General features: G+C 41.9%; 23 protein-coding genes. All 23 read right to left on the reverse strand.

Going from position 1 to position 21,478, the window contains the following annotated elements:
* Window positions 1-11: 11 nt before the first annotated feature.
* The 23 genes from fliF to ffh all read right to left on the reverse strand — a co-directional run bounded on the left by fliF (window position 12) and on the right by ffh (window position 21,474).
* A complete protein-coding gene (fliF, locus tag QWT69_RS09145; RefSeq protein ID WP_317964983.1) occupies window positions 12-1,595 on the reverse strand; it encodes a flagellar basal-body MS-ring/collar protein FliF in 1,584 nt (527 codons plus the stop codon).
* Between the two features lie 64 nt (window positions 1,596-1,659).
* The gene (gene fliE, locus QWT69_RS09150) at window positions 1,660-1,968 is read right to left on the reverse strand and encodes a flagellar hook-basal body complex protein FliE (RefSeq protein WP_431312275.1); all 309 of its coding nucleotides are present in this window, start codon (window positions 1,966-1,968) and stop codon (window positions 1,660-1,662) included.
* A gap of 26 nt (window positions 1,969-1,994) precedes the next feature.
* A complete protein-coding gene (gene flgC, locus QWT69_RS09155; RefSeq protein ID WP_317964985.1) occupies window positions 1,995-2,456 on the reverse strand; it encodes a flagellar basal body rod protein FlgC in 462 nt (153 codons plus the stop codon).
* 2 nt (window positions 2,457-2,458) lie between these two features.
* Window positions 2,459-2,851: a flagellar basal body rod protein FlgB gene (flgB, locus tag QWT69_RS09160; protein WP_317964987.1), complete on the reverse strand. Its 393-nt coding sequence runs from the start codon at window positions 2,849-2,851 to the stop codon at window positions 2,459-2,461.
* 309 nt (window positions 2,852-3,160) lie between these two features.
* Entirely contained in the window at window positions 3,161-3,937 is a 777-nt protein-coding gene (gene codY / locus QWT69_RS09165) for a GTP-sensing pleiotropic transcriptional regulator CodY (RefSeq protein WP_317964989.1), read from the reverse strand.
* Between the two features lie 81 nt (window positions 3,938-4,018).
* On the reverse strand, window positions 4,019-5,422 hold the full coding sequence (gene hslU / locus QWT69_RS09170; RefSeq protein ID WP_317964991.1) for an ATP-dependent protease ATPase subunit HslU: 1,404 nt from the start codon (window positions 5,420-5,422) through the stop codon (window positions 4,019-4,021).
* Complete coding sequence (hslV, locus tag QWT69_RS09175) at window positions 5,419-5,961, reverse strand: ATP-dependent protease subunit HslV (protein ID WP_317964993.1); 543 nt, start codon at window positions 5,959-5,961, stop codon at window positions 5,419-5,421. Before hslV ends, hslU begins: the two co-directional genes overlap by 4 nt.
* 12 nt (window positions 5,962-5,973) lie before the next feature.
* On the reverse strand, window positions 5,974-6,879 hold the full coding sequence (gene xerC / locus QWT69_RS09180; RefSeq protein ID WP_317964995.1) for a tyrosine recombinase XerC: 906 nt from the start codon (window positions 6,877-6,879) through the stop codon (window positions 5,974-5,976).
* Window positions 6,880-7,224: 345 nt separating this feature from the next.
* Window positions 7,225-9,300 (reverse strand): type I DNA topoisomerase, encoded by a 2,076-nt coding sequence (gene topA, locus QWT69_RS09185; protein WP_317964997.1) that lies wholly within the window; start codon window positions 9,298-9,300, stop codon window positions 7,225-7,227.
* A gap of 170 nt (window positions 9,301-9,470) precedes the next feature.
* Window positions 9,471-10,358 carry a DNA-processing protein DprA gene (gene dprA / locus QWT69_RS09190; protein ID WP_317964999.1) on the reverse strand — a complete coding sequence of 296 codons (888 nt, stop codon included), beginning with the start codon at window positions 10,356-10,358 and terminating at the stop codon, window positions 9,471-9,473.
* 67 nt (window positions 10,359-10,425) lie between these two features.
* Entirely contained in the window at window positions 10,426-11,328 is a 903-nt protein-coding gene (sucD, locus tag QWT69_RS09195) for a succinate--CoA ligase subunit alpha (RefSeq protein WP_317965001.1), read from the reverse strand.
* Between the two features lie 18 nt (window positions 11,329-11,346).
* Window positions 11,347-12,507, reverse strand: a complete 1,161-nt coding sequence (gene sucC, locus QWT69_RS09200) for an ADP-forming succinate--CoA ligase subunit beta (RefSeq protein ID WP_317965003.1) — start codon at window positions 12,505-12,507, stop codon at window positions 11,347-11,349.
* 118 nt (window positions 12,508-12,625) lie between these two features.
* Window positions 12,626-12,925: an EscU/YscU/HrcU family type III secretion system export apparatus switch protein gene (locus QWT69_RS09205; protein WP_317965005.1), complete on the reverse strand. Its 300-nt coding sequence runs from the start codon at window positions 12,923-12,925 to the stop codon at window positions 12,626-12,628.
* Window positions 12,922-14,892, reverse strand: a complete 1,971-nt coding sequence (locus QWT69_RS09210) for a hypothetical protein (protein WP_317965007.1) — start codon at window positions 14,890-14,892, stop codon at window positions 12,922-12,924. Before QWT69_RS09210 ends, QWT69_RS09205 begins: the two co-directional genes overlap by 4 nt.
* On the reverse strand, window positions 14,892-15,668 hold the full coding sequence (gene rnhB / locus QWT69_RS09215; protein WP_317965009.1) for a ribonuclease HII: 777 nt from the start codon (window positions 15,666-15,668) through the stop codon (window positions 14,892-14,894). The genes QWT69_RS09210 and rnhB overlap by 1 nt, the downstream gene beginning before the upstream one ends.
* A 109-nt stretch (window positions 15,669-15,777) precedes the next feature.
* Window positions 15,778-16,659: a ribosome biogenesis GTPase YlqF gene (ylqF, locus tag QWT69_RS09220; protein WP_317965011.1), complete on the reverse strand. Its 882-nt coding sequence runs from the start codon at window positions 16,657-16,659 to the stop codon at window positions 15,778-15,780.
* A 17-nt stretch (window positions 16,660-16,676) separates the two neighbouring features.
* On the reverse strand, window positions 16,677-17,234 hold the full coding sequence (lepB, locus tag QWT69_RS09225; RefSeq protein ID WP_431312276.1) for a signal peptidase I: 558 nt from the start codon (window positions 17,232-17,234) through the stop codon (window positions 16,677-16,679).
* Between the two features lie 188 nt (window positions 17,235-17,422).
* A complete protein-coding gene (gene rplS, locus QWT69_RS09230; RefSeq protein WP_317965013.1) occupies window positions 17,423-17,767 on the reverse strand; it encodes a 50S ribosomal protein L19 in 345 nt (114 codons plus the stop codon).
* A gap of 131 nt (window positions 17,768-17,898) precedes the next feature.
* Window positions 17,899-18,639 carry a tRNA (guanosine(37)-N1)-methyltransferase TrmD gene (gene trmD, locus QWT69_RS09235; protein ID WP_317971011.1) on the reverse strand — a complete coding sequence of 247 codons (741 nt, stop codon included), beginning with the start codon at window positions 18,637-18,639 and terminating at the stop codon, window positions 17,899-17,901.
* On the reverse strand, window positions 18,639-19,154 hold the full coding sequence (gene rimM / locus QWT69_RS09240) for a ribosome maturation factor RimM (RefSeq protein ID WP_317965015.1): 516 nt from the start codon (window positions 19,152-19,154) through the stop codon (window positions 18,639-18,641). The genes trmD and rimM overlap by 1 nt, the downstream gene beginning before the upstream one ends.
* 183 nt (window positions 19,155-19,337) lie before the next feature.
* The gene (locus tag QWT69_RS09245; protein WP_317965017.1) at window positions 19,338-19,571 is read right to left on the reverse strand and encodes a KH domain-containing protein; all 234 of its coding nucleotides are present in this window, start codon (window positions 19,569-19,571) and stop codon (window positions 19,338-19,340) included.
* Between the two features lie 163 nt (window positions 19,572-19,734).
* Entirely contained in the window at window positions 19,735-20,007 is a 273-nt protein-coding gene (gene rpsP, locus QWT69_RS09250; RefSeq protein ID WP_317965018.1) for a 30S ribosomal protein S16, read from the reverse strand.
* A 111-nt stretch (window positions 20,008-20,118) separates the two neighbouring features.
* Window positions 20,119-21,474, reverse strand: coding sequence for a signal recognition particle protein (gene ffh / locus QWT69_RS09255; RefSeq protein ID WP_317965019.1), 1,356 nt, complete (start codon window positions 21,472-21,474; stop codon window positions 20,119-20,121).
* Window positions 21,475-21,478 lie beyond the last annotated feature (4 nt).

Here is a 21,478-nt window from a genome sequence, read left to right on the forward strand (position 1 = left end):
TCATCCCTCCGTCAATCTTCGGCAATCCAAGTTCTCAACAGCTTAGCGAACTCTTCAGGTTTATCTTTCGCCATTTTCTCAAGTTGCTTCTTACGTAACGTAGCTTCCGTTTCTTGCTCAGTATTAATGTCATCTATTTGAAGTGACACTTGCTGTTCTTCGATGATTAACTGCTCTTCAAGTTCCTGATCACGTTTCCGTTTCCTGAAGAACGCTACAACTAGAATAGTTATAACGACTAACAGTGCAGCACCGATTGCGTAGACCCACCAAGGTATCTTTGTTTCCGCATTGGAATCCACCGGTATCATCTTGCCATTAAACACTTGAGTAGAAATTGCAATCTTATCTTCCCAATATTGATCTGTGATCGTTGCAGGCACGTAAGTTTTATCAATCGATGTGCTAATAATTGCTTTTAGAATATTTTTCACTTCTTCTGTACTTGTAAATGAATTCATATCTTCTACATCAGGTGGTTCTATCATTACTTGAATACCGATATCCCGGATTTTATAAGGACTTTCAACAATATCCTTACGTATTCGGTTTACTTCATTGTTAATGGTCTCTTCCAGACGATCGTAATCACCGTTCGCATTATTTCCTTCAACGTAATTCGTCCTGTTATCGGTAGGATCTTCCCCTTCAGGAATACCACCGACTACAGCTCCATCGCCGGAAAACGATTCTGTTATCCGCTGGACACTGATGGCTAAACTATCAAGATCTTCGTCAACTCGGTCAACCAGATTCTCCTGCCTGTTTTCCTGTTTAAAATCAATATCTGTCGTAACGGAGACGATGACTTTGTCTTGTCCAATCATCGTACCGAGCATCATTTGCACTTTGCGTTGCAAATCCGATTCAATGCTCTTTTTCAGATCCATCTGATCGACGATATTCGTACCGGTTGACCCAGATCTTAGTTCAATTGATTCGGAATATTGATTAATGATTTTAATATCATCCGTCGATAAATTCGGTAAGCTCTTAGATACTAAATTATATAGTGCATTAACTTGTGGTTCTGTAAATTGATGACCAGGTTCTGTGACAAGCATAATTGCTGCGCTTGCACTTTGTACAGACTCATTTAAGAAAACACTCTGTGTCGGCAAAGTAATCATGACATTTGCATCTTTAACACCTTGAATTCCTTTGATCAGATTACCCAGTTCTGTTTGCATCGAAGCTAGTTTGATCATATTGAATTCATTGTCAGTAGTGCCGAATCCCGCGTTCTGCGAGAAGAACGAATAATCGATCATGCCCGTATGAGGGTACCCTTCTGCAGCTAAGGAAACGAGAAGACTATCGACCTGCTGTTTTGGTACGAGAATCGAAGTTCCACCCGGTGCTACCTGACTTGGTATTCCCTGAGCATCAAGTTGCTCTTTAATTCTGCCGATCTCAGCACGCGAAACATCCTTGTACAGAGGGGCATATTCAGTTCTGGATAGAAAAAAAGTCAGAAGTGCGGCTATCGCGATAACTGAAATTACAGAAGCAATATATGTTGTTTTTTGTCTTTTAGTGCGACTTGACCAGTACTGTTGCAAATCAGTCCTAATTTTCGTCAATCGTTCATTCATTCTAATCCCCCGGTCTGCTTACGTAGTCAACAACACACTACAGATGGTTTTTAGCTCTGTGCCGTTAGACTGGCATACGTATGATTTCCTGATACGCTTCTACAACCTTATTTCTGATTTCCATTGTTGCATTGAGTGCAATTGTCGCTTTTTGCGCTGTAATCATAACATTGTGCAAATCAACATCTTCGCCCATGATCAGTCTTTTTGTCATGACATCTGATTTTACCTGCACATCGTTTACTTCCTGTATTGCATCTTTCAAGTATGTACCGAAGCTTTGTTGCGCTTCGTAAGGGGTCGGTTGAGCACTTCTGTCCAACTTCATGAGAGCGGCTGTATTTTGGGCATTAAGGATCGATTGGATAGCCATTTAGGTATAACTCCTTTTCTTGTTCATCATTTGCCGATTTCCAATGCTTTCATCAGCATCGCTTTGTTTGCATTCAATACCGTCACATTCGCTTCATAGGATCTAGTCGCTGACATAAGATCAATCATTTCTCTTAAGGGGTCCACATTCGGCATTTGGACATACCCTTCTTCATTTGCATCAGGATGGGTTGGATCAAAGACTAGTTTCAATGGTGTTTCCGTGTCTTCTTTAATACCGGAAATTTTCACACCTTCTCCTACACCGCCGTGACGTGAAGTACCCATCGCCAAATTTAGCATAGTCGAGAACTGTCCTTCCCTCGGTTGAAAACTGACCATTTTCCTACGATATGGTTCCCATTCCCCGTCAACCATTTTCCCTCTTGTCGAATCAATGTTCGCCATGTTCGATGAAATAACATCCATTCTAAGACGTTGTGCTGTCAATGCGGAAGCAGACGTATTCAAGCTATGAAATATCGACATGATTACCTTCCTCCTTTAATGACATTTTGTAACGTCCCAAATTTACCATTCAAACGATCGACAAGCGCATTGTAATAAATCTGATTGGCAGCAAGGTCCGCCTGCTCCTTATCCATATCAACGCCGTTCCCATCTTGACGATACTGGAAGTTTGCATAAGACGAGACACCGGGCTGTGAAACTTTAGAACCGAATGCAAAATGCAGGTTATTTGTACGATATGCTGAAATCGATTGTTGCTGAACATCTTGCAAAGTTTGTTTAAAATTAACATTTTTAGCTTTATAATTTGGCGTGTCGATATTTGCGATATTTTGCGCTATAGCTTTTCCTTTAGTAGATGAAAAATTCAGTCCCTGTTCCAACATAGATATTGTTGATCCATAAATACTCATATTCCTATTCACCTCATTGAACTAGGGGGCCAGCTAACTTGCCACGCCTGTTTCTATTAAACTTACATAATTAAAACATATATCTTATTGTATCGGATATTGACGAACTTTGTCTATCTAATAGTTAAAGTTTTAGTAGTTCTAAACAACTCTTTTAAACAAATTTTAAATACATTCCTATAGTTCATAGGACTAATAACATAATCGTTTTTCCATATTACTTTAATATATGTATTTAGAATAGCCCTTTGCATAAAAATAACACTCCAGTAAGCTTCAACTGGAGTGTTAAGACATTCGACAATTTTCTTAGTTCTTTTGGTTCTCAAGTTCTTCAAGGAACTTGTTATTCAATACTTTAATATACGTCCCTTTCATACCGAGTGAACGAGACTCAATGACACCGGCACTTTCAAGCTTTCGTAAAGCATTAACGATAACTGAACGTGTAATACCTACACGGTCCGCGATTTTTGAAGCAACAAGTAGCCCTTCGTTACCGTTAAGCTCTTTAAAGATGTGTTCAATCGCTTCATGCTCACTGTATGACAATGAGTTAATAGCCATTTGAACGACTGCTTTGCTACGTGCTTCAACCTCAATCTCTTCGCCTCTTTCACGAAGAATCTCCATACCGACAACTGTTGCGCCATATTCAGCAAGGATTAGATCATCTTCAGTGAACTTCTGCTGAAGACGCGCTAAAATCAATGTGCCAAGTCGCTCGCCACCACCGATGATTGGAACGATTGTCGTAAGACCTGCTTTGAACGTTTCGCGCTCTTCTTCAGGAAATACTGTATAGTCGCTGTAAACATCAATGTTGGAAGATGTTTCGTTCACTTCTGCTATTTTCTTTATATATTCTTCAGGGAATTTACGATCTTCAAACATTTGCTTCATACGATCGTTCTCAATTTGCTGATGAATTTCATGACCAAGTAGTTTACCTTTTCTGCTGACGATGAATGCATTACACTCGATCACCGAGCTTAACTTCGCCGCCATTTCATTAAAGTTCACTTGCTTACCTGCTGTTTCTTGTAACATTGCATTAATTTTTCTAGTTTTCGCTAATAAAGACATTTATATTTCCTCCTTAATTTTCATTGAAGCTATAGAATATTCTAAAGCTTTTCAATCATTAAATAAACTAAAACGTTTTGATTATAAGATAAAATGTGACAAATCTTTGTTTTTTACGATATTTTTCAACTTTTCGTCGACATATTTCTCTGTTATTTTTATAGTCGCAGGCCCGATGTCTGCCGCTTCATACGATAATTCTTCGAGTAATTTTTCGAGTATCGTATGAAGACGTCGTGCCCCGATGTTTTCTGTATTGTCATTCACATCAAAAGCGATTTCAGCAATTCGTTCGATTGCTTCATCAGAAAACTCTATAACTACATTCTCTGTAGCCAACAGTTTTTCATACTGATTAATCAACGAAAAGTCCGGTTCCTTTAAGATTCGAACAAAATCGTCTTTCGTCAGTTTTTCAAGCTCTACTCTAATCGGAAAACGACCTTGCAATTCAGGAATGATATCAGATGGCTTGGACATATGGAAGGCACCTGCAGCGATAAATAGGATATAATCGGTTTTTACCGTTCCATACTTTGTTGATACACTTGACCCTTCGACAATTGGCAAAATATCTCTCTGAACGCCTTCCCTCGAAACATCCGCAGAAGACCCACTACTGTTACCGCGGCTAGCAATCTTATCCATTTCATCAAGAAAAATAATTCCTGATTGCTCAGTAAGCTCTACCGCATTTCGCGCAATCTCATCATGATCAATCAACTTATCTGCCTCTTCGGCCTGAAGGACTTTACGTGCATCTTTCACTTTCATTTTTCGCTTTGACATCTTCTTAGGCATCATGGAAGACAAAGCATCTTGCATATTGGCACCCATTTGTTCCATTCCAGAACCTTGGAGCGCATCGAACATTGAAGGCTGCTGTGATGAAACTTCTACTGTTATCATCTGTTCTTCTAATTCTCCCGAAGCCAATCGAACTTCGATTTGAGAGCGTTTCCGGCTAAGCTCTTCCACTTCTGCGGTATTCGTTTCAGGTTCTGGCGATTTTTGACCAAACAGCATTTCAAATGGGTTTTGCATATTGCCTTTAGGTTTCTTCTCTGGGACTAGCAATTCGACTAGACGCTCTTCAGCAAGTTTTTCAGCCTGTTCTCTTACAGACTCGCGCATATCCTCACGAATGATCCTGACGCCTGTCTCTGTCAGATCACGTATCATCGATTCGACATCTCTGCCGACATAACCGACTTCCGTAAACTTCGTCGCTTCAACTTTAATGAAAGGGGCATTTACCAATTTCGCAATCCTTCGAGCAATTTCAGTTTTCCCTACACCCGTGGGTCCAATCATTAATATGTTTTTAGGGATGACCTCGCTCTTTTCTTCATCCGACAGAAGACTTCTTCTGTAACGATTGCGCATAGCGACTGCAACAGCTTTCTTAGCAGCATCTTGGCCAACAATGTAACGGTCAAGATAAGCAGTTAATTGGCGTGGTGTCATTTCTTGTTTTCTGCTCATTGAAGTACCTCCACAATAATCCGGTCGTTTGTATAGACACAAATTTCAGAAGCTGTTTCAAGCGCCGCTCTTGCAATCTGCTCCGCGGTCAATGTATCACCACTATACTTTTTCAGAGCTCTGCCAGCCGCTAAAGCGAAATTCCCACCTGAGCCGATAGCGAGTATACCATCGTCTGGTTCAATCACTTCTCCCGTTCCCGAAACAAGAAGCAGACGATCATTGTCAGCAACCAACAGCATAGCTTCCAGTTTTCTAAGAATCCGGTCACCACGCCACTCTTTAGCGAGTTCAACAGATGCCCTTTCTAGATTGCCGTTAAACTCTGCTAATTTACCTTCAAAAAGATCAAAAAGGGTAAAGGCATCCGCAACTGAACCTGCGAATCCAGCAAGTATTTTATCACCAAACAGTCTTCTCACTTTTTTCGCCGTATGTTTCATAACAACGGAATCACCCATCGTTACTTGTCCATCGCCCGACATTGCACATACTCCGTTATGTCGGATAGCAAAAATTGTTGTAGCATGAAATTCCATGAGTTCACCCTCCTACGCTCGCGGATGTGTATTCATATAAGTTTTCCGCAAGTGTTCTTTTGTGATGTGCGTATACACTTGTGTTGAAGATAATTGACTGTGCCCGAGTAATTCCTGAACAGTCCTCATATCCGCGCCATTCGACAGCATATGCGTTGCAAAAGAATGGCGGAGCATATGAGGATGGATCTTGCGGTGAATTGCCGCTTCTTCCATCATGCCGTTCAACACATGTCGAACACCACGAGCTGTAATGGGATCACCACGCAAATTGACAAACACATTTTGATGGTTTTTGTTTTTCATCAATGAAGGACGTCCGACAGCAAGATAGGATTCCAATGCCTCCATCGCAAAACTACCAAAAGGGATATATCTTTCTTTGCTCCCTTTCCCCATAACCTTTACAATACCTAACGCATTATCGATATCCCGTAGGCTGATGGCAACCAGTTCACTTACCCGGATCCCCGTGGCATATAACAACTCCAGTAATGCCTGGTTTCTTAGCGACTTGGGACTACACCCATCACCGACCGAGAATAGTGCAGCCAATTCTTCCTCATAAAAAAAAGCCGGAAGCCGCTGTTCCTTCTTTGGATGGTACAACAAACGGAATGCATTATCATCTATCCCGAATCGTGCGTTGCAAAACTTATATAAAGATCGTATAGATGATATCTTGCGGGAGATTGTCATCCTAGACAAGCCTTTGTCGTAAAGTGTTGTCACATACAAACGCGCTTCGGAATATTCAACACTTGAAAGATCCGCCAACCCTTCTTGCGACAAAAATACATAGAACTCTTTAATATCGTTCTCATATTCTGAAATGGTGCGGGATGAATAATTCTTCTCTAAGCGTATATAGGATATGTATTCATTGAGCACTGCTGATGGTTCAATTTTTTCCGGCAAGTGTTTCACCCCCATTATGAACACTCAAACTAATATTACAATATTTGAATATATTTGAATAGTCTTTTTCAAAATAAATTACTCATTTACTAATTCTATATTTTTCAAATATATGGATTAATACGGAAATTCGAAACTCATCCACGATTTACTATACATTATCAGCCATCCGATAGGCAACTTATTCAGACCAAGAAGTCTGACCTCTAATGAATTTTTCAATTCTTTGACACATTTTGTTCAATTTCTCCGATTTCCCATAAGAAAGACTGCCTGTCGTGCAATTATGCACCCGGCAGTCTGTGATTCCATATTTCGCTTCACGAAACGATTCGGTTGGTTGTTTTATTCTTGTGCGACTTCTTTATAATCACATTCCGTGCATTGAATCTGGACGCCTTTTTTAAGTCTTTTTTCAACTAGCGTGTTTTGGCACTTCGGACACGGCCTTGTAATCGGCTTATCCCAAGAAACGTATTCACATTCCGGATAACGGTCACATCCGTAGAAGATTCGCTTCGTTTTGCTTTTACGCTCCACAACTTGACCTTCTTTACATGTTGGACATGTTACGCCGATCGGTTTGATGATTGCTTTCGTATTTCTGCAATCCGGGAAGTTCGAACACGCCATAAACTTTCCATATCGCCCCATCTTAAAGACCATCGGATTGCCGCATTTCTCACAATCCTCTCCTGCAGGTTCATCTTTGATCTCAATTTTTTCCATCTCTTCATCTGCAACCTTAACATGCTTTTCGAAATCTCTGTAGAATTCATCGATGACTTGCTTCCATTGGATTGAGCCGTCTTCGACATGATCGAGACTTTTTTCCATCTCCGCTGTAAATTCAATATCTATAATATCAGGGAAGTATTGATTGACGGCTTGATGGACTATTCCACCAAGTTCGGTTGGAACGAATCTCTTCGCGTCCAATGTGACATACCCGCGTTTTTGGATTGTATCAAGTGTCGGAGCATACGTTGAAGGACGGCCTATCCCGAGCTCTTCTAGCGTCTTCACCAGCCGGGCTTCCGAATAGCGTGGAGGCGGCTGTGTGAAATGCTGCTTCGGATCGATGTCGGTTCCTTTAATCCGCTCCCCTTTTTCAAGCGGCGGTAGGATCCCATCTTTTTTCTCTTCTTGATCATCTTCTCCTTCAATATAGACTTTCATGAAACCAGGAAATTTGACTTCTGATCCTGTTGCTCTGAATTTCACATCGCCATTCATCAAGTCCGCAGAAACGGTATCTAATACGGCAGACGCCATCTGGCTTGCGATAAAACGTTCCCAGATCAGCTTATACAGTCTGTGCTGGTCCCTTGTAAGAAACTGTTTCATGGCGTCTGGCGGCCTCATAACGGAAGTCGGTCTGACAGCTTCATGAGCATCCTGTGTATTTGCCGACTCTTTTGCTTTTGCTTTGATTTTGCCGATAAAATCATCGCCATACATTGTCTCAATGAATGAAGCCGCTTCATTCTTTGCTGTATCAGAAATTCTTGTGGAATCCGTTCTCATATAGGTGATCAGACCGACAATGCCTTCTTTACCGGTATTGATACCTTCGTAAAGTTGCTGAGCGATCATCATCGTTTTACGTGCCCTGAAATTTAATTTTCTCGCGGCTTCCTGTTGCAATGATGAAGTTGTGAATGGAGGTGCAGGATTGCGTTTTCTTTCCTTTTTGACGAGATTAGTGATTTCGAACTTATCATCTGTCATGCGAGAAAGAATCTCGTCGACTTGCTCTTTGTTTTCCAGTTTTATTTTTTTCTTGGAATCTCCGTAGAAAGAAGCTTCAAAATCCTTGCCGTCTTTATTGAACTGACCGACAATGCTCCAGTATTCTTCTGGTGTGAACGCATTGATTTCGTTCTCTCGATCAATAATCATTCGTAATGCAACTGATTGTACCCTACCTGCAGATAACCCTTTTTTAACTTTTTTCCAGAGAATCGGACTGATATTGTATCCTACAAGTCTATCCAATATCCTTCTTGCCTGTTGGGCATCCACGCGGTTCATATCAATTGGTCTTGGCGTTTTAAACGATTCTTTAATTGCATCCTTTGTAATTTCATTGAAGACTACGCGGCAATCAGATTCAATGTCAACACCGAGCTGATGTGCCAGATGCCAGGCGATTGCTTCTCCTTCTCTGTCGGGGTCAGCCGCGAGAAATATTTTTTTTGCTTTTTTTGCGTCTTTTTTCAATTCTTGCAAAATCGGACCTTTACCACGGATTGTAATGTATTTCGGTTCATAATTGTTTTCTGTATCGACACCCATCTGACTGCGAGGTAAATCTCTCAAATGCCCGATGGAAGCACGTACCTTATACTTCTTCCCCAAATATCGCTCAATTGTTTTCGCCTTAGCTGGCGACTCAACTATTACTAAATAATCTGCCATTTTCATTTTCCTCCTCATAGAGGTTTCCTGTTTATTCACCTGGTAGGCACTGTTTATATATTCATGCCAACTCAGCTTGATGGTGAATACGGACGTAAAAGAATATCTGTTGCAAAATGTATAACAGATTTGATTTAAAATCAACCTTTTCAGTATAAGGCGGTTTTTTTCTATTCATAAATCAAGATGTTTTCCACTGCCTGAAAGCCGTTCCATATAGGTTTGGCGCCTTGTTCAATTAATTTATTGGGACCAATCGATAGAGGGGATGTAATTGCACCCGGAACAGCGTAAACAGTCTTCCCATGCTCAAGGGCGTGATCGACTGTACTCATTGTACCGCTCTTTTCCTCCGATTCCGTAATAATGAGTGAGTCAGACAAACCGCTAATAATTCGGTTTCTCATTGGAAAAGTCCATTTTGCCGGTCTTACATATGGCGGGTATTCTGTCAGCAGTAAATGCTCTTTCCCAATCGTCTCAGCGAGTTTTACATTTTCCCTCGGGTAGAGATGGAACAAACCGTGTCCAAGCACAGCAATCGTCTTGCCACCATAAGAAATCGCAGATTCGTGCGCCATTGTGTCAGCTCCTTTCGCAAGTCCTGAAACAATGACCATATTCTGATCAATAAGGGGCGGTACGATAAATGATAGTGCTTCTTTTGTATAGGCGCCGGCTTTTCTGGAACCGATAATCGCGATTTTGGCGGAAGCTTTTAATATGGAATTATCACCTTTCACATATAGAACCGTCGGCGGATCAATAAGCCATTTCAGCATTTGGGGATAATCATGATGGGTGATCGGGATAGGAATGATGTTTTCCTGATTATACAGGTGAGTAAAAGGGGTTTTTTCATGATGTTTGAGCTGTTCATTCAACTGAATCGCTTTAGTTGCGGAGATTTTCAGAACTCGCGCTAGTTCAAGATTTGTGTGACGGAAAAGATTTTGCAATTCTGGATCGTTTTGCAGCATTTTCTCCAACTTGTTAAATGGTACAGGAAACACATAATGCAAAACTAGTAATCTTTTGTCGATATCTGTCAGATTCATTCTATTCCTCCTTTTATGAAAATGTAAAAGAACAGCATGCAGAATTCCCGCATGCCGTCCATTGATATTAATGAGTTTTACATTTGTCGTAAAGACCTTTTTCTTTAAGAACTTTGATCAATGTCTCTCCGATTACAGATGGAGTGTCAGCTACTTCAATTCCAGCAGCATTCAACGCTTTGATCTTTTCTGCAGCAGTCCCTTTACCACCGGAAATGATTGCGCCAGCGTGGCCCATACGTTTTCCTGGAGGTGCAGTTTGTCCGCCGATGAAGCCTACAACAGGTTTAGTCATATTTGCTTTTACCCATTCAGCCGCTTCTTCTTCAGCAGTACCACCGATTTCACCGATCATGACGACCGCATACGTCTCAGGGTCTTCATTGAATTCTTTAAGAACATCGATGAAATTTGTTCCATTGACAGGGTCTCCACCAATACCAACTGCAGTCGTTTGACCGATTCCAGCCTGGCTCAATTGGTGAGTCGCTTCGTACGTCAATGTCCCTGAACGGGAAACAACGCCGACATGACCTTTTGTATGGATGTATCCTGGCATAATACCAATTTTACACTCATCAGCAGTGATAACGCCCGGGCAGTTTGGACCAACTAGACGTGTCTTTTTGCCTTCCATATAGCGCTTCACTTTGATCATGTCAATAACAGGAATATGTTCTGTAATACAAATAGCCATATCCAATTCTGCATCGACAGCTTCTAAAATCGCGTCTGCAGCAAATGGAGCCGGAACATAGATGACTGATACGTTCGCACCAGTTGCTTTTACTGCTTCTTCAACAGTATTGAAAACAGGTACACCTTCGACTTCAGTGCCGCCTTTGCCGGGAGTTACTCCGCCGACGATTTTCGTTCCATATTCAAGCATTTGTTTTGTATGGAAAAGTGCTGTAGAGCCTGTAATACCTTGTACAATCACTTTTGTATCTTTATTAATATAAATTGCCATCGTTTGTCCCTGCCTTTCTTAGCCTACGAGTTCAACAATCTTTTGTGCACCGTCTGCCATAGTATCTGCAGCGATGATGTTCAATCCTGATTCATTCAGCAAAGCCTTACCTCTATCGACATTTGTACCTTCCAAACGAACGACTAACGGCACTTCTAAGCCAACTTCCTTCGCAGCTACAATTACACCTTCAGCAATGACGTCACACTTCATGATGCCACCGAAGATATTTACGAAGATCCCTTTGACATGCTCATCAGAAAGGATAATCTTGAATGCTTCAGTTACTTTTTCAGCTGTCGCGCCGCCCCCAACGTCAAGGAAGTTTGCGGGTGAACCGCCGTAGTAATTGATTGTATCCATCGTAGCCATAGCAAGACCTGCACCATTGACCATACAACCAATGTTTCCGTCCAATGAAATGTAGCTTAAATCATACTTAGAAGCTTCGATTTCCTTTGGATCCTCTTCATCAAAATCACGTAATTCAACGATGTCTTTATGACGGAAGAGTGCATTTTCATCAAAATTAAATTTTGCGTCCAATGCTAGTACATTATCGTCATTTGTAACGACGAGCGGATTGATTTCAACAATTGAAGCATCTTTTTCGCTGAAAACTTGATAGAGACCCAACATGAATTTAGCAGCCTTATTCACTAGATGTGAAGGGATATTCATGTTGAAAGCCATACGGCGTGCTTGGAAGCCTGTCAATCCAACAATCGGATCGACTACTTCTTTGAAGATTTTTTCAGGAGTAGCTTCAGCCACTTCTTCAATGTCCATTCCGCCTTCTTCAGAACCCATCAATGTGATGCGGTCTGTAGCACGGTCAACAACTAGACCAATGTAGTATTCTTTCTTGATGTCAGAACCTTCTTCGACTAGAAGACGTTTCACTTCTTTGCCTTCAGGGCCTGTTTGAGGTGTAACGAGAATTTTGCCTAATAGCTCCTTGGCATACTCGCGAACTTCGTCAAGATTCTTGGCGATTTTGACACCGCCTGCTTTACCGCGTCCACCAGCATGGATCTGTGCTTTTACTACATACACACCTGGCGTAAGTTCTTTCGCTGCTTTTACAGCTTCTTCGGGAGAGAATGCTACCCGACCGTTTGAAACAGCAACGCCGTAATCTCGTAGCAATTGCTTTCCTTGATATTCATGGATATTCATCTTACATCCTCCAATCGAACTTGTAGCTAGTATTTACTGCCGTATCTATTGTAGTCACAACGTCAAAAAATGTCCACAATTGTATGCTATGTTGTCTGATCTTTTTTGACAACGATCATCATTTTCTGCGAATCTCTTTTTCTAAACCGTGATTTCGGTCGACATGATAGATGTATGCAAACACTTCCGCAACCGCTTGATATAATTGTTCAGGTATCGTTTCATTCACATCCAACTGTCCTAACAGTTCCACTAATGTGGGATCTTCCTGGATTGGAACGTCATGTTCTTCGGCTTTTGCCAGTATATTTTCCGCAATTTTCCCTCGGCCTTTGGCTATGACCTTAGGCGCTTCACCGACATTCGGATCATACGAGAGCGCAATCGCTTCTTTACGGGTATGCTTTTTATCTGTCATATCCGAAAGTCCACTCCTTGCTGATCATGAATGATTTCCCGTTTTGCCGACGGTAACTGCTTTTCTTCCTCAAAGTTTTTGAATGAAATGCCCGACAGTCTATAGTCCACGGATTCAAGTCCTTCTTTCAATTTCCCTTGTAGCGCAGCCCCTATGACCTTTAACCGGTCATCTTCATTATAGACTGTAACTGTTACGACTCGGTTCTGCACTTGCATATCGATAACAGTTTTACGAATCGATTCCAAATCAAGATAAAACATAATTCTAGCAAAATCGGGGTCTATTTTGCCATCGTCTTTCAATCTGCCATTCCACTCTACTGTCGCGTCAATCCGCTTACCGAGCATCTCGATTGGCAACTGCATGATGACCTGCTGATTCATTCCTGTATCGACCGATTGCATAATAGGGCCATTCATTCGCGCGACGACTGCTTCGGCAGCTTCCCTAACCGTCGGCGAAACAGAGTTGTCCTGTAACAGAGCGACAAGTTGTGGTTTCAACAATTCCGATGTTCTAGCAGCATCAGTATTTCGATTTAAAAGACCTGCTTCATAATTGATGCCGAGCGATTGGAAAATTGTCTGCATCGTGTCTTTCATTACTTGCCCGTCAACTGTTTGTCCGACTGTCGTCTGCGTTACTTGTAGCAGTTCTCTTGATACAGGTAGCGATGATTGCTCAATAACACGAAAAAGTGCGGACATCTTTACTCCACCATCCGTTTGTAAAAGTTTCGAAAGATCGAAAGATGCATCATTTCTGAACGGATTGGCTTGGGACTGTTCGGCGACGACCTTGACAAGACCCTGCGATACTTGTTCACTCAATCCGGACGACCGTAATTCACTACTCGGCATTTTTGCAAGTTCATCCAGAATCGTCGTCAATTGAACCTTAACAAACTGTTGTAGAACAGGGTCGTTTTGGATAGTGCTTTTTAATTGATTGATCGATTGGGAAATCTCTCCTGAACCAGTTTGACTAGCAACCTTTAGAATGCTTTGCCAGGAATTGAGTAGAGATGCTGCAGACTGTGGAGTATCAGTTTTCGAGAATTGCATTGGAACTACTGATGAGTTTGCAACTTGACTTACTACGGGGGGGTGCCTTACGCTCTGCTCACCTTCCGGCATTTCAAATTCGAGAACTGCTGAATGAAGAACAGATTGCAAGTTTGCCAATGAAGTTTGTGGCGGTAATATCCCCACTTGTTTCAGCATTTGAAGAACATGAAACTTCTCTTCTCTTAGTCCTGTATTATCCAGTAGTTTGAGCACCGCATTCGCAAGCAACGCTTTTTCAGTACCAGCAGTTAATGAACCGCGGTGACCTGATTCCAATGACTCCAAAATTGTCATTTTTACTTTTGGATCCATGCTGACATCTTCTGTGATCACTGTTTTCAAAGAGGCAAGGATTGAATGCAAACCATCTTTCTTTTCTGCAGTAAGTAAAGAATTAAAATTCATTTGTGTAAGAGGGAGTTTCAATTCAATTACTTTTTGAATGGCGTTCAGAGCTTCAGTCCGCAATTCTGCAGGAATTGATTTTAATAAGTTTTCTGCAGCTAATAAGTTTTCACGTGATACCGGAATGCGATTTGTCATGAAATGCTTCAAAAGATCTTGCATTTCCTGCGTATTCGGTAACTTCATCGAATCCATGAGACTCGACAATTGTTTTGTTTGTCCCTCTGACGCTTGGACAGGACCCGAAACAATTTTTAGTTGTAGTTCAGGATCAGTTGACTTCACTTGAAAATAATAAGCATCGCCAGCTTTCATCGGTACTTCCAGCTTTGCCATCAGCTTCTGATTACCGATTTGCACTTCTGCCATCTGACCAGGATACAATTTTTTAATCTGACCATGAAACATCTGCCCTTCACGCAACGAAACCGATGTCTGTGGAGCGGCAACTGTCTGCCCGGTTATATGTTGGGGGATGGAAGGATACGTCATTATAAGCCACCTCTCTCCAGAATGGATTTGACAGGTTCAAAAGTCTTCCTATGGTGAACGCATGGCCCGTAGCTGTTGAGCGCCTCCAGATGCGCAGCAGTGCCATATCCAGCGTTCTTTCTGAAATGGTACATCGGGAACTCTGTATCGAGCTCATCCATCAAATCATCTCTCGTTGTTTTTGCAAGTATAGATGCAGCAGCGATAGCCAAACTTTGTGCATCTCCCTTAATGATTGATTCAGATGCGCAATCTACTTTAAGAGACATGGCATCCGCCAATACCATATCCGGTTTAATTGAAAGATTGCCAACAGCAAGCTCCATCGATTCCCTTGTTGCGGCATATATGTTGACCGAATCAATCCGTTCAGCTGATTGGAAATGGACTGAATAGCTCACTGCAATACGTTTAATTACGAGTGCCAATCGCTCTCGTTCAGATTTTGCCAGTTGTTTCGAATCATCAAGTCCAATCAGCACCGAAACATCACGCGGCAATATGACCGCTGCACAGACGACAGGACCCGCCAACGGTCCCCTTCCAGCTTCATCGACTCCTGCAAGCAACGCTGTTTGAAACGGCTTGTAACGATCGTCAAACGCGATTTTAGCTTCATGTACCGTTTGGCGTTTTTTTCTTTTCTCGTAATTTCTATTCCACCGAACCAATTCCTTTTGTACACCGGCTCTTTCATCCGTTTCCAACTGTTTCATCCATTGTTCAGGTTCAGTTGTTACATGTAATGCTTCTGCAATTTCTTTAATTGTTTTCATCTATTTCACCTTCTATATGTATACTCACTAAAACCGACATTTTACTTTATATCGGCTAGAAAACCGTTTATTGTCGCTCGCGCATATAAAAAGGCCGATAGTCACGGATTTACTCCGTAACTGAATCAGCCTCTTCCGTATGTTGTTCAGATGTAAAGTCGAATGTCAATTTCCCAAGAAGTTCACTTCGGATATCTTGTATAATCAGTTCAGCTACTTTATCATAATCGATTTCTCCGCCTACAGTATAGACTTTTCTCGATTCGCCGATATGGTTGAATATTTGTTGAATATCTTCTCCTACAACAGTCAATCCATATCTTTTCTCAAGACGGTCGGGATAATATTGTTCCAGGAAGCGCAAGCCATATACAGCTAAGTTTTCCATATTAACAACTGTGTCTTTAATGGCACCTGTCAGCGCCAATTTGTAACCGACTGCCTGATCTTCAAATTTCGGCCAAAGAATTCCCGGCGTATCCAGCAGTTCCAATTCTTTTTCGAATTTAATCCATTGCTGAGCTTTTGTAACACCTGGTTTATTGCCCGTTTTAGCTATGTTCTTTTTTGCCAGCCGGTTGATTAACGTAGATTTCCCGACATTCGGAATACCTACAATCATTGCACGAATGGCGCCAGGTCTAATGCCTCTTTTTTTCATACGTTCTATTTTAGGGGCCAGTATTTCTTTAGCGGCTTTTGTAACAGTTTGAAGTCCTTTACCTTCAAATGAATTGATGGCAACCGCGCGGATTCCAAGTGCATCAAAATAATTGATCCACCGTTCCGTTTCTTTATCATCTGCGAGATCCATTTTATTCAAAATTAAAAGTCTTGGTTTCTGTTGAATTACTTCATCAATCATCGGATTCCTTGACGACAGCGGTAATCTTGCGTCTATTAATTCAAATACGATATCAACTAACTTCAATTTTTCAGTCACTTCTCGTCTTGCTTTGGCCATATGGCCCGGGAACCATTGAATTGTCATGCTATACACACCTTTCGTCAGTCCACAATACCGAAATCTTTTATCGGCCAGAAGACCAGTTTCGTATTCCCAATAATTTCATCAATCGAAACCGCTCCGATATGTCTGGAGTCTTTACTTTTGCGGCGATTGTCCCCCATTACAAATACACTTCCTTCAGGTACGGTAATCGAACCGATTTTTTCATCAAGAGTGAAATCCTCAGTGAGAGGGCCGTCCTGCACTTCCGCTTTGTATTTATCCAGATAGGGTTCTTCATACGGTTTGTTGTTAATGTACAGAATATCATCTCGATATTCCACTTCATCGCCCGGTAAACCAATGACCCGTTTGATGTAATCTTTCTTTTCTGGAGCATGGAATACGACTATATCGAAACGATCAGGTTTACCAAGTGTATAGCCGATTTTATTGACAATCATTTTGTCTCCATGTTCAAGTGTCGGCATCATCGAAATGCCATCTACGACAATCGGTGTGAACAGGAATACTCTGATGATTGCCGCTAGACCAAATGCAATCAATAATGCTTTTATCCATTCCCATGTTTCATTTTTTTTCTTCTCTTCATTCATTATCAAAGCCTCCTGCTGACCTATTAATCCTTATTGTACAGTCTATTCATATTCCAGGCAAAAACAAATGCGTAGTATAACTTTCATATGGTGCCTGGAGTTAGAGGCAAAAAGAAAGGAGACCAAGTTTGGCCTCCTTTTCCCCCAGATAAAATAAACAGCGGAGATCGCTCCCCGCTGTCTGATTATTATCTGAGTTCTTTGATACGTGCAGCTTTTCCGCGTAGGTTGCGAAGATAGTACAATTTCGCACGGCGTACTTTACCACGACGAGTAACTTCAAGAGTAGCAATTTTAGGCGTGTGTACAGGGAATGTACGTTCAACACCTACACCGTTGGAAATTTTACGGACTGTGAAAGTTTCACTGATTCCGCCTCCACGACGTTTGATGACGATACCTTCAAAAAGCTGGATACGCTCACGCGTTCCTTCTACGATTTTCACGTGCAAGCGGACAGTGTCCCCAGGACGGAAATCCGGATGATCAGTACGAAGCTGATCTTTTGTTACATCTGCAATAAGCTGTTGCATAGTTTTTTTCTCTCCTTCTCCACAGATGCTCTTGCACTTGTTTCCTTTGCAGCGGAACACCAGTCAGTATGCACTTCACATAGAAGTACAAAGTAGATGTTACCACAAAGACAAACCAAACACAAGATGTATCATGATTTTTCTTTGGACTTTAAACTCTTTAAAAGTTTTTGTTGATGCTCCGTCAGTGGTGCATTTTCCAATAAGTCTTTTCTTCGTTCAAACGTACGTTTCAGCGATTGTTCTTGGCGCCATTTCTCTATTTCACCGTGGTTTCCTGAAAGTAGAATATCTGGAACTTTCATGCCCCTGAAATCCGCAGGCCGCGTATATTGCGGATGTTCAAGCAGACCGGTTGAAAAAGAATCATGAACGGGTGAATCGGAATTGCCAAGGACATTCGGCAGCAACCTGACAACGCTATCAATAATCGCCATAGAAGCAATTTCTCCACCAGTAAGGACGAAATCGCCAAGGGATAATTCATCAGTGACAAGATGCTCACGGATGCGCTCGTCGTAGCCTTCATAATGGCCACATAGGAATACGAGATGTTCTTCAGCCGCCAATTCTTCCGCTTTCTGCTGCGTGAACCGTTCCCCCTGAGGACACATTAGAATTACTCTCGGTTTTTTTGATTCCTCAAGTGCAAGTGATTCTACAGCAGCAAACAAGGGTTCAGCCTTCAATACCATGCCCGCTCCGCCACCATATGGGTAATCATCTACTTTATGGTGCTTGTTGCCCGAATGCTCTCTGAAATCAGTCACACGGAAGGAAACAGCTTCGTTCTCCTGTGCTTTTTTCATGATTGACGAATGCAATACACCATCAAACATTTCAGGAAACAGGGATAGAACATCTATTTTCATCATGATAGAAGTCCATCCATCGGTTCGATGATAATTCTTTTTTCCTCGATATCAATTTCCTTTACAACTTCATCTGTATAGGGGATATAATGCGGTTTACCCGATTTCGGTGTAATCGTCCAGACATCATTCGCACCTGTTTCCAGGATATCGGTTACTTCCCCAAGTTCTTCCCCATCGATCGTATAAACAGCGCAACCTTTAATCTCATGATAGTAGAACTCACCTTCATCAAGCTCACCAAGCTCGTTTTCGGATACCTTCAAAAGGCCGTCACGGTACTTTTCTACATCTACGAGATTAAAGTGATTTTCAAACGTAAGAAGATCAAAATTCTTATGGACACGATGACTTCTGACAATCAGTTGAATCGGTTTTGTTTCATTTGGCATAAATAAAGAAAGCTCATTGCCGATTGCATACCTTTCTTCTGGAAAGTGGGTGCGGGAAATGACTCTCACTTCTCCTTGTACGCCGTGTGTGTTAACAATTTTCCCAACGTTAAACCATTCCATCTATGACACCATCCTTCTTCACTTCTATTTACATATAGAGTTTTATTCATTTGCGTATAGAGACAAAAAAGGAAGGAACCTGGGCTCCCTCCTTTCAATGCAGGTGTTAAAGGCAGCCAATTAAGCTATCCTTATACTGCCTGCTATTTTAATGGCTGATCTGGTTCTGCTACCGTCAAACGGTCAGTCGACAATGTCCAAGTAAACTTTCTTACCATGGTGGCTGCCTGCTGCCGAATAAACTATCGTCCGTATCGCTTTAGCGACACGACCTTGCTTTCCGATCACTTTCCCAATGTCTTCAGGATTGACGGAAAGTTTGTAAGAGACCCGATGATTTTGCTCATCTTTGTCGACCCGCACATCTGCTGGATGATCGACTAAAGGTTTGACAATCGTTTCAATCAGCTGCTTCATGTCCACCCCTCCTGGTTATCCCGCTTACACGGGCAGTATGACCCCACATCAAGGTTGGTTTTGCAAAATCAGACATATCGTGAGGTCATTACCCAAATATGTCTGATTCTAAAGCGTTACTTACAACCGGCCGAAATAAATCCGGAACGGTCTACGTTTATAATTACTTGCCTAATTTTGCATTGTGGTATTTTTCCATAATGCCTTGATCTGAGAACAGATTACGAACTGTATCAGATGGTTTCGCACCGTCTTGTAACCATTTTAGTGCCAATTCTTCGTTAATCTTTACTTCCGCTGGTTTTGTAAGCGGGTTGTAAGTACCAACTGTTTCGATTTGACGACCATCACGTGGTGAACGTGAATCTGCTACAACAATACGATAGAAAGGAGTTTTCTTTGCTCCCATACGTTTAAGACGAATTTTTACTGACATTTAACTTGCACCTCCGAATAGTTTCACACAAGATAGTATATTATCAAGGTTTTTGTTGTTTGTAAAGTGTTTTTTCTTAACACCTTAAAAAAATGAGGAAATCCGGCCTTTTTACTTAAAGAAAGAGTCGAATCCAGGCATTTTCATCTTCTTTTTGCCCTTTTGTTGTGCGTTGGTCATCTGCTTGACCATTTTCTTCATTTCTTCAAACTGCTTCAAAAGCCGGTTCACTTCCTGTATAGAAGTGCCCGAACCTTTCGCAATTCTTTTGCGCCTGCTTGCATTGATGATTTCAGGCGTCGTCCGTTCGGGAATTGTCATGGAATGGATTACCGCTTCCACTCTTCCCATCTGGCTTTCATCTACTTTGGCGTTTTCAAGCCCTTTGATTTTGCCGGCTCCCGGCATCATCTTCAGGATTTCATCAAGAGGCCCCATCTTCTTCACTTGCTGTAGCTGATCAAGAAAATCATCAAGCGTGAAAGTTTGTGTGCGGAACTTCTGTTCAAGTTCTTTCGCCTTCTCTTCATCTACGCTGTCCTGGGCTTTTTCAATAAGGGACATAACATCTCCCATACCAAGAATCCTAGATGCCATCCGTTCAGGATGAAACGGTTCAAGCGCATCCATTTTCTCGCCCATACCGACAAACTTAATCGGTTTTTGGGTGACGGACCGGATGGAAAGTGCAGCACCACCACGTGTATCTCCATCTAGTTTCGTAAGTATGACGCCTGTAATACCAATCGTATCGTCGAATGACTTGGCGACGTTTACCGCATCCTGACCCGTCATTGCATCCACAACTAAGAAGATTTCATCAGGCTTGCTCAATTCACGGATATCTTTTAGTTCTTGCATCAATTTTTCATCTACATGCAAACGACCTGCAGTATCAATAATCACGACATCATGATACTCTTTTTCAGCTTCTTCAAGCGCTTTTCTCGCGATTTCCACAGGTGATACATCTGTCCCCATCGAAAAGACGGGCAGCGTTAACTGCTTGCCAAGCGTTTCCAATTGCTGGATAGCAGCAGGACGATAAATATCAGCGGCGACGAGCAACGGTTTTTTATTATGACGCTTGCGAAGTACGGTCGCCAGTTTTCCAGTTGTCGTCGTTTTACCTGCACCTTGCAACCCGACCATCATAATGACTGTCGGCGATTTCCTCGCAAATTGGATGGGGTTCTGTTCCCCGCCCATAAGATTTGTCAATTCATCTTGAACAATTTTCACGACTTGTTGACCCGGCGTCAAACTCTTCATGACGTCTTGGCCTACAGCACGCTCACTGACTGTTTTGATGAATTCTTTGACGACTTTTAAGTTGACGTCAGCTTCGATAAGCGCGAATCTTACTTCACGCATCATCTCTTTGACATCAGCTTCATTAATTTTACCTTTGCCCTTTATCTTTTGAAGCGTCCCTTGCAGGCGCTGGGCTAAACCTTCAAATGCCATGCAT

This window comes from Sporosarcina oncorhynchi (assembly GCF_033304615.1).
Classification (GTDB): Bacteria; Bacillota; Bacilli; order Bacillales_A; family Planococcaceae; genus Sporosarcina; species Sporosarcina oncorhynchi.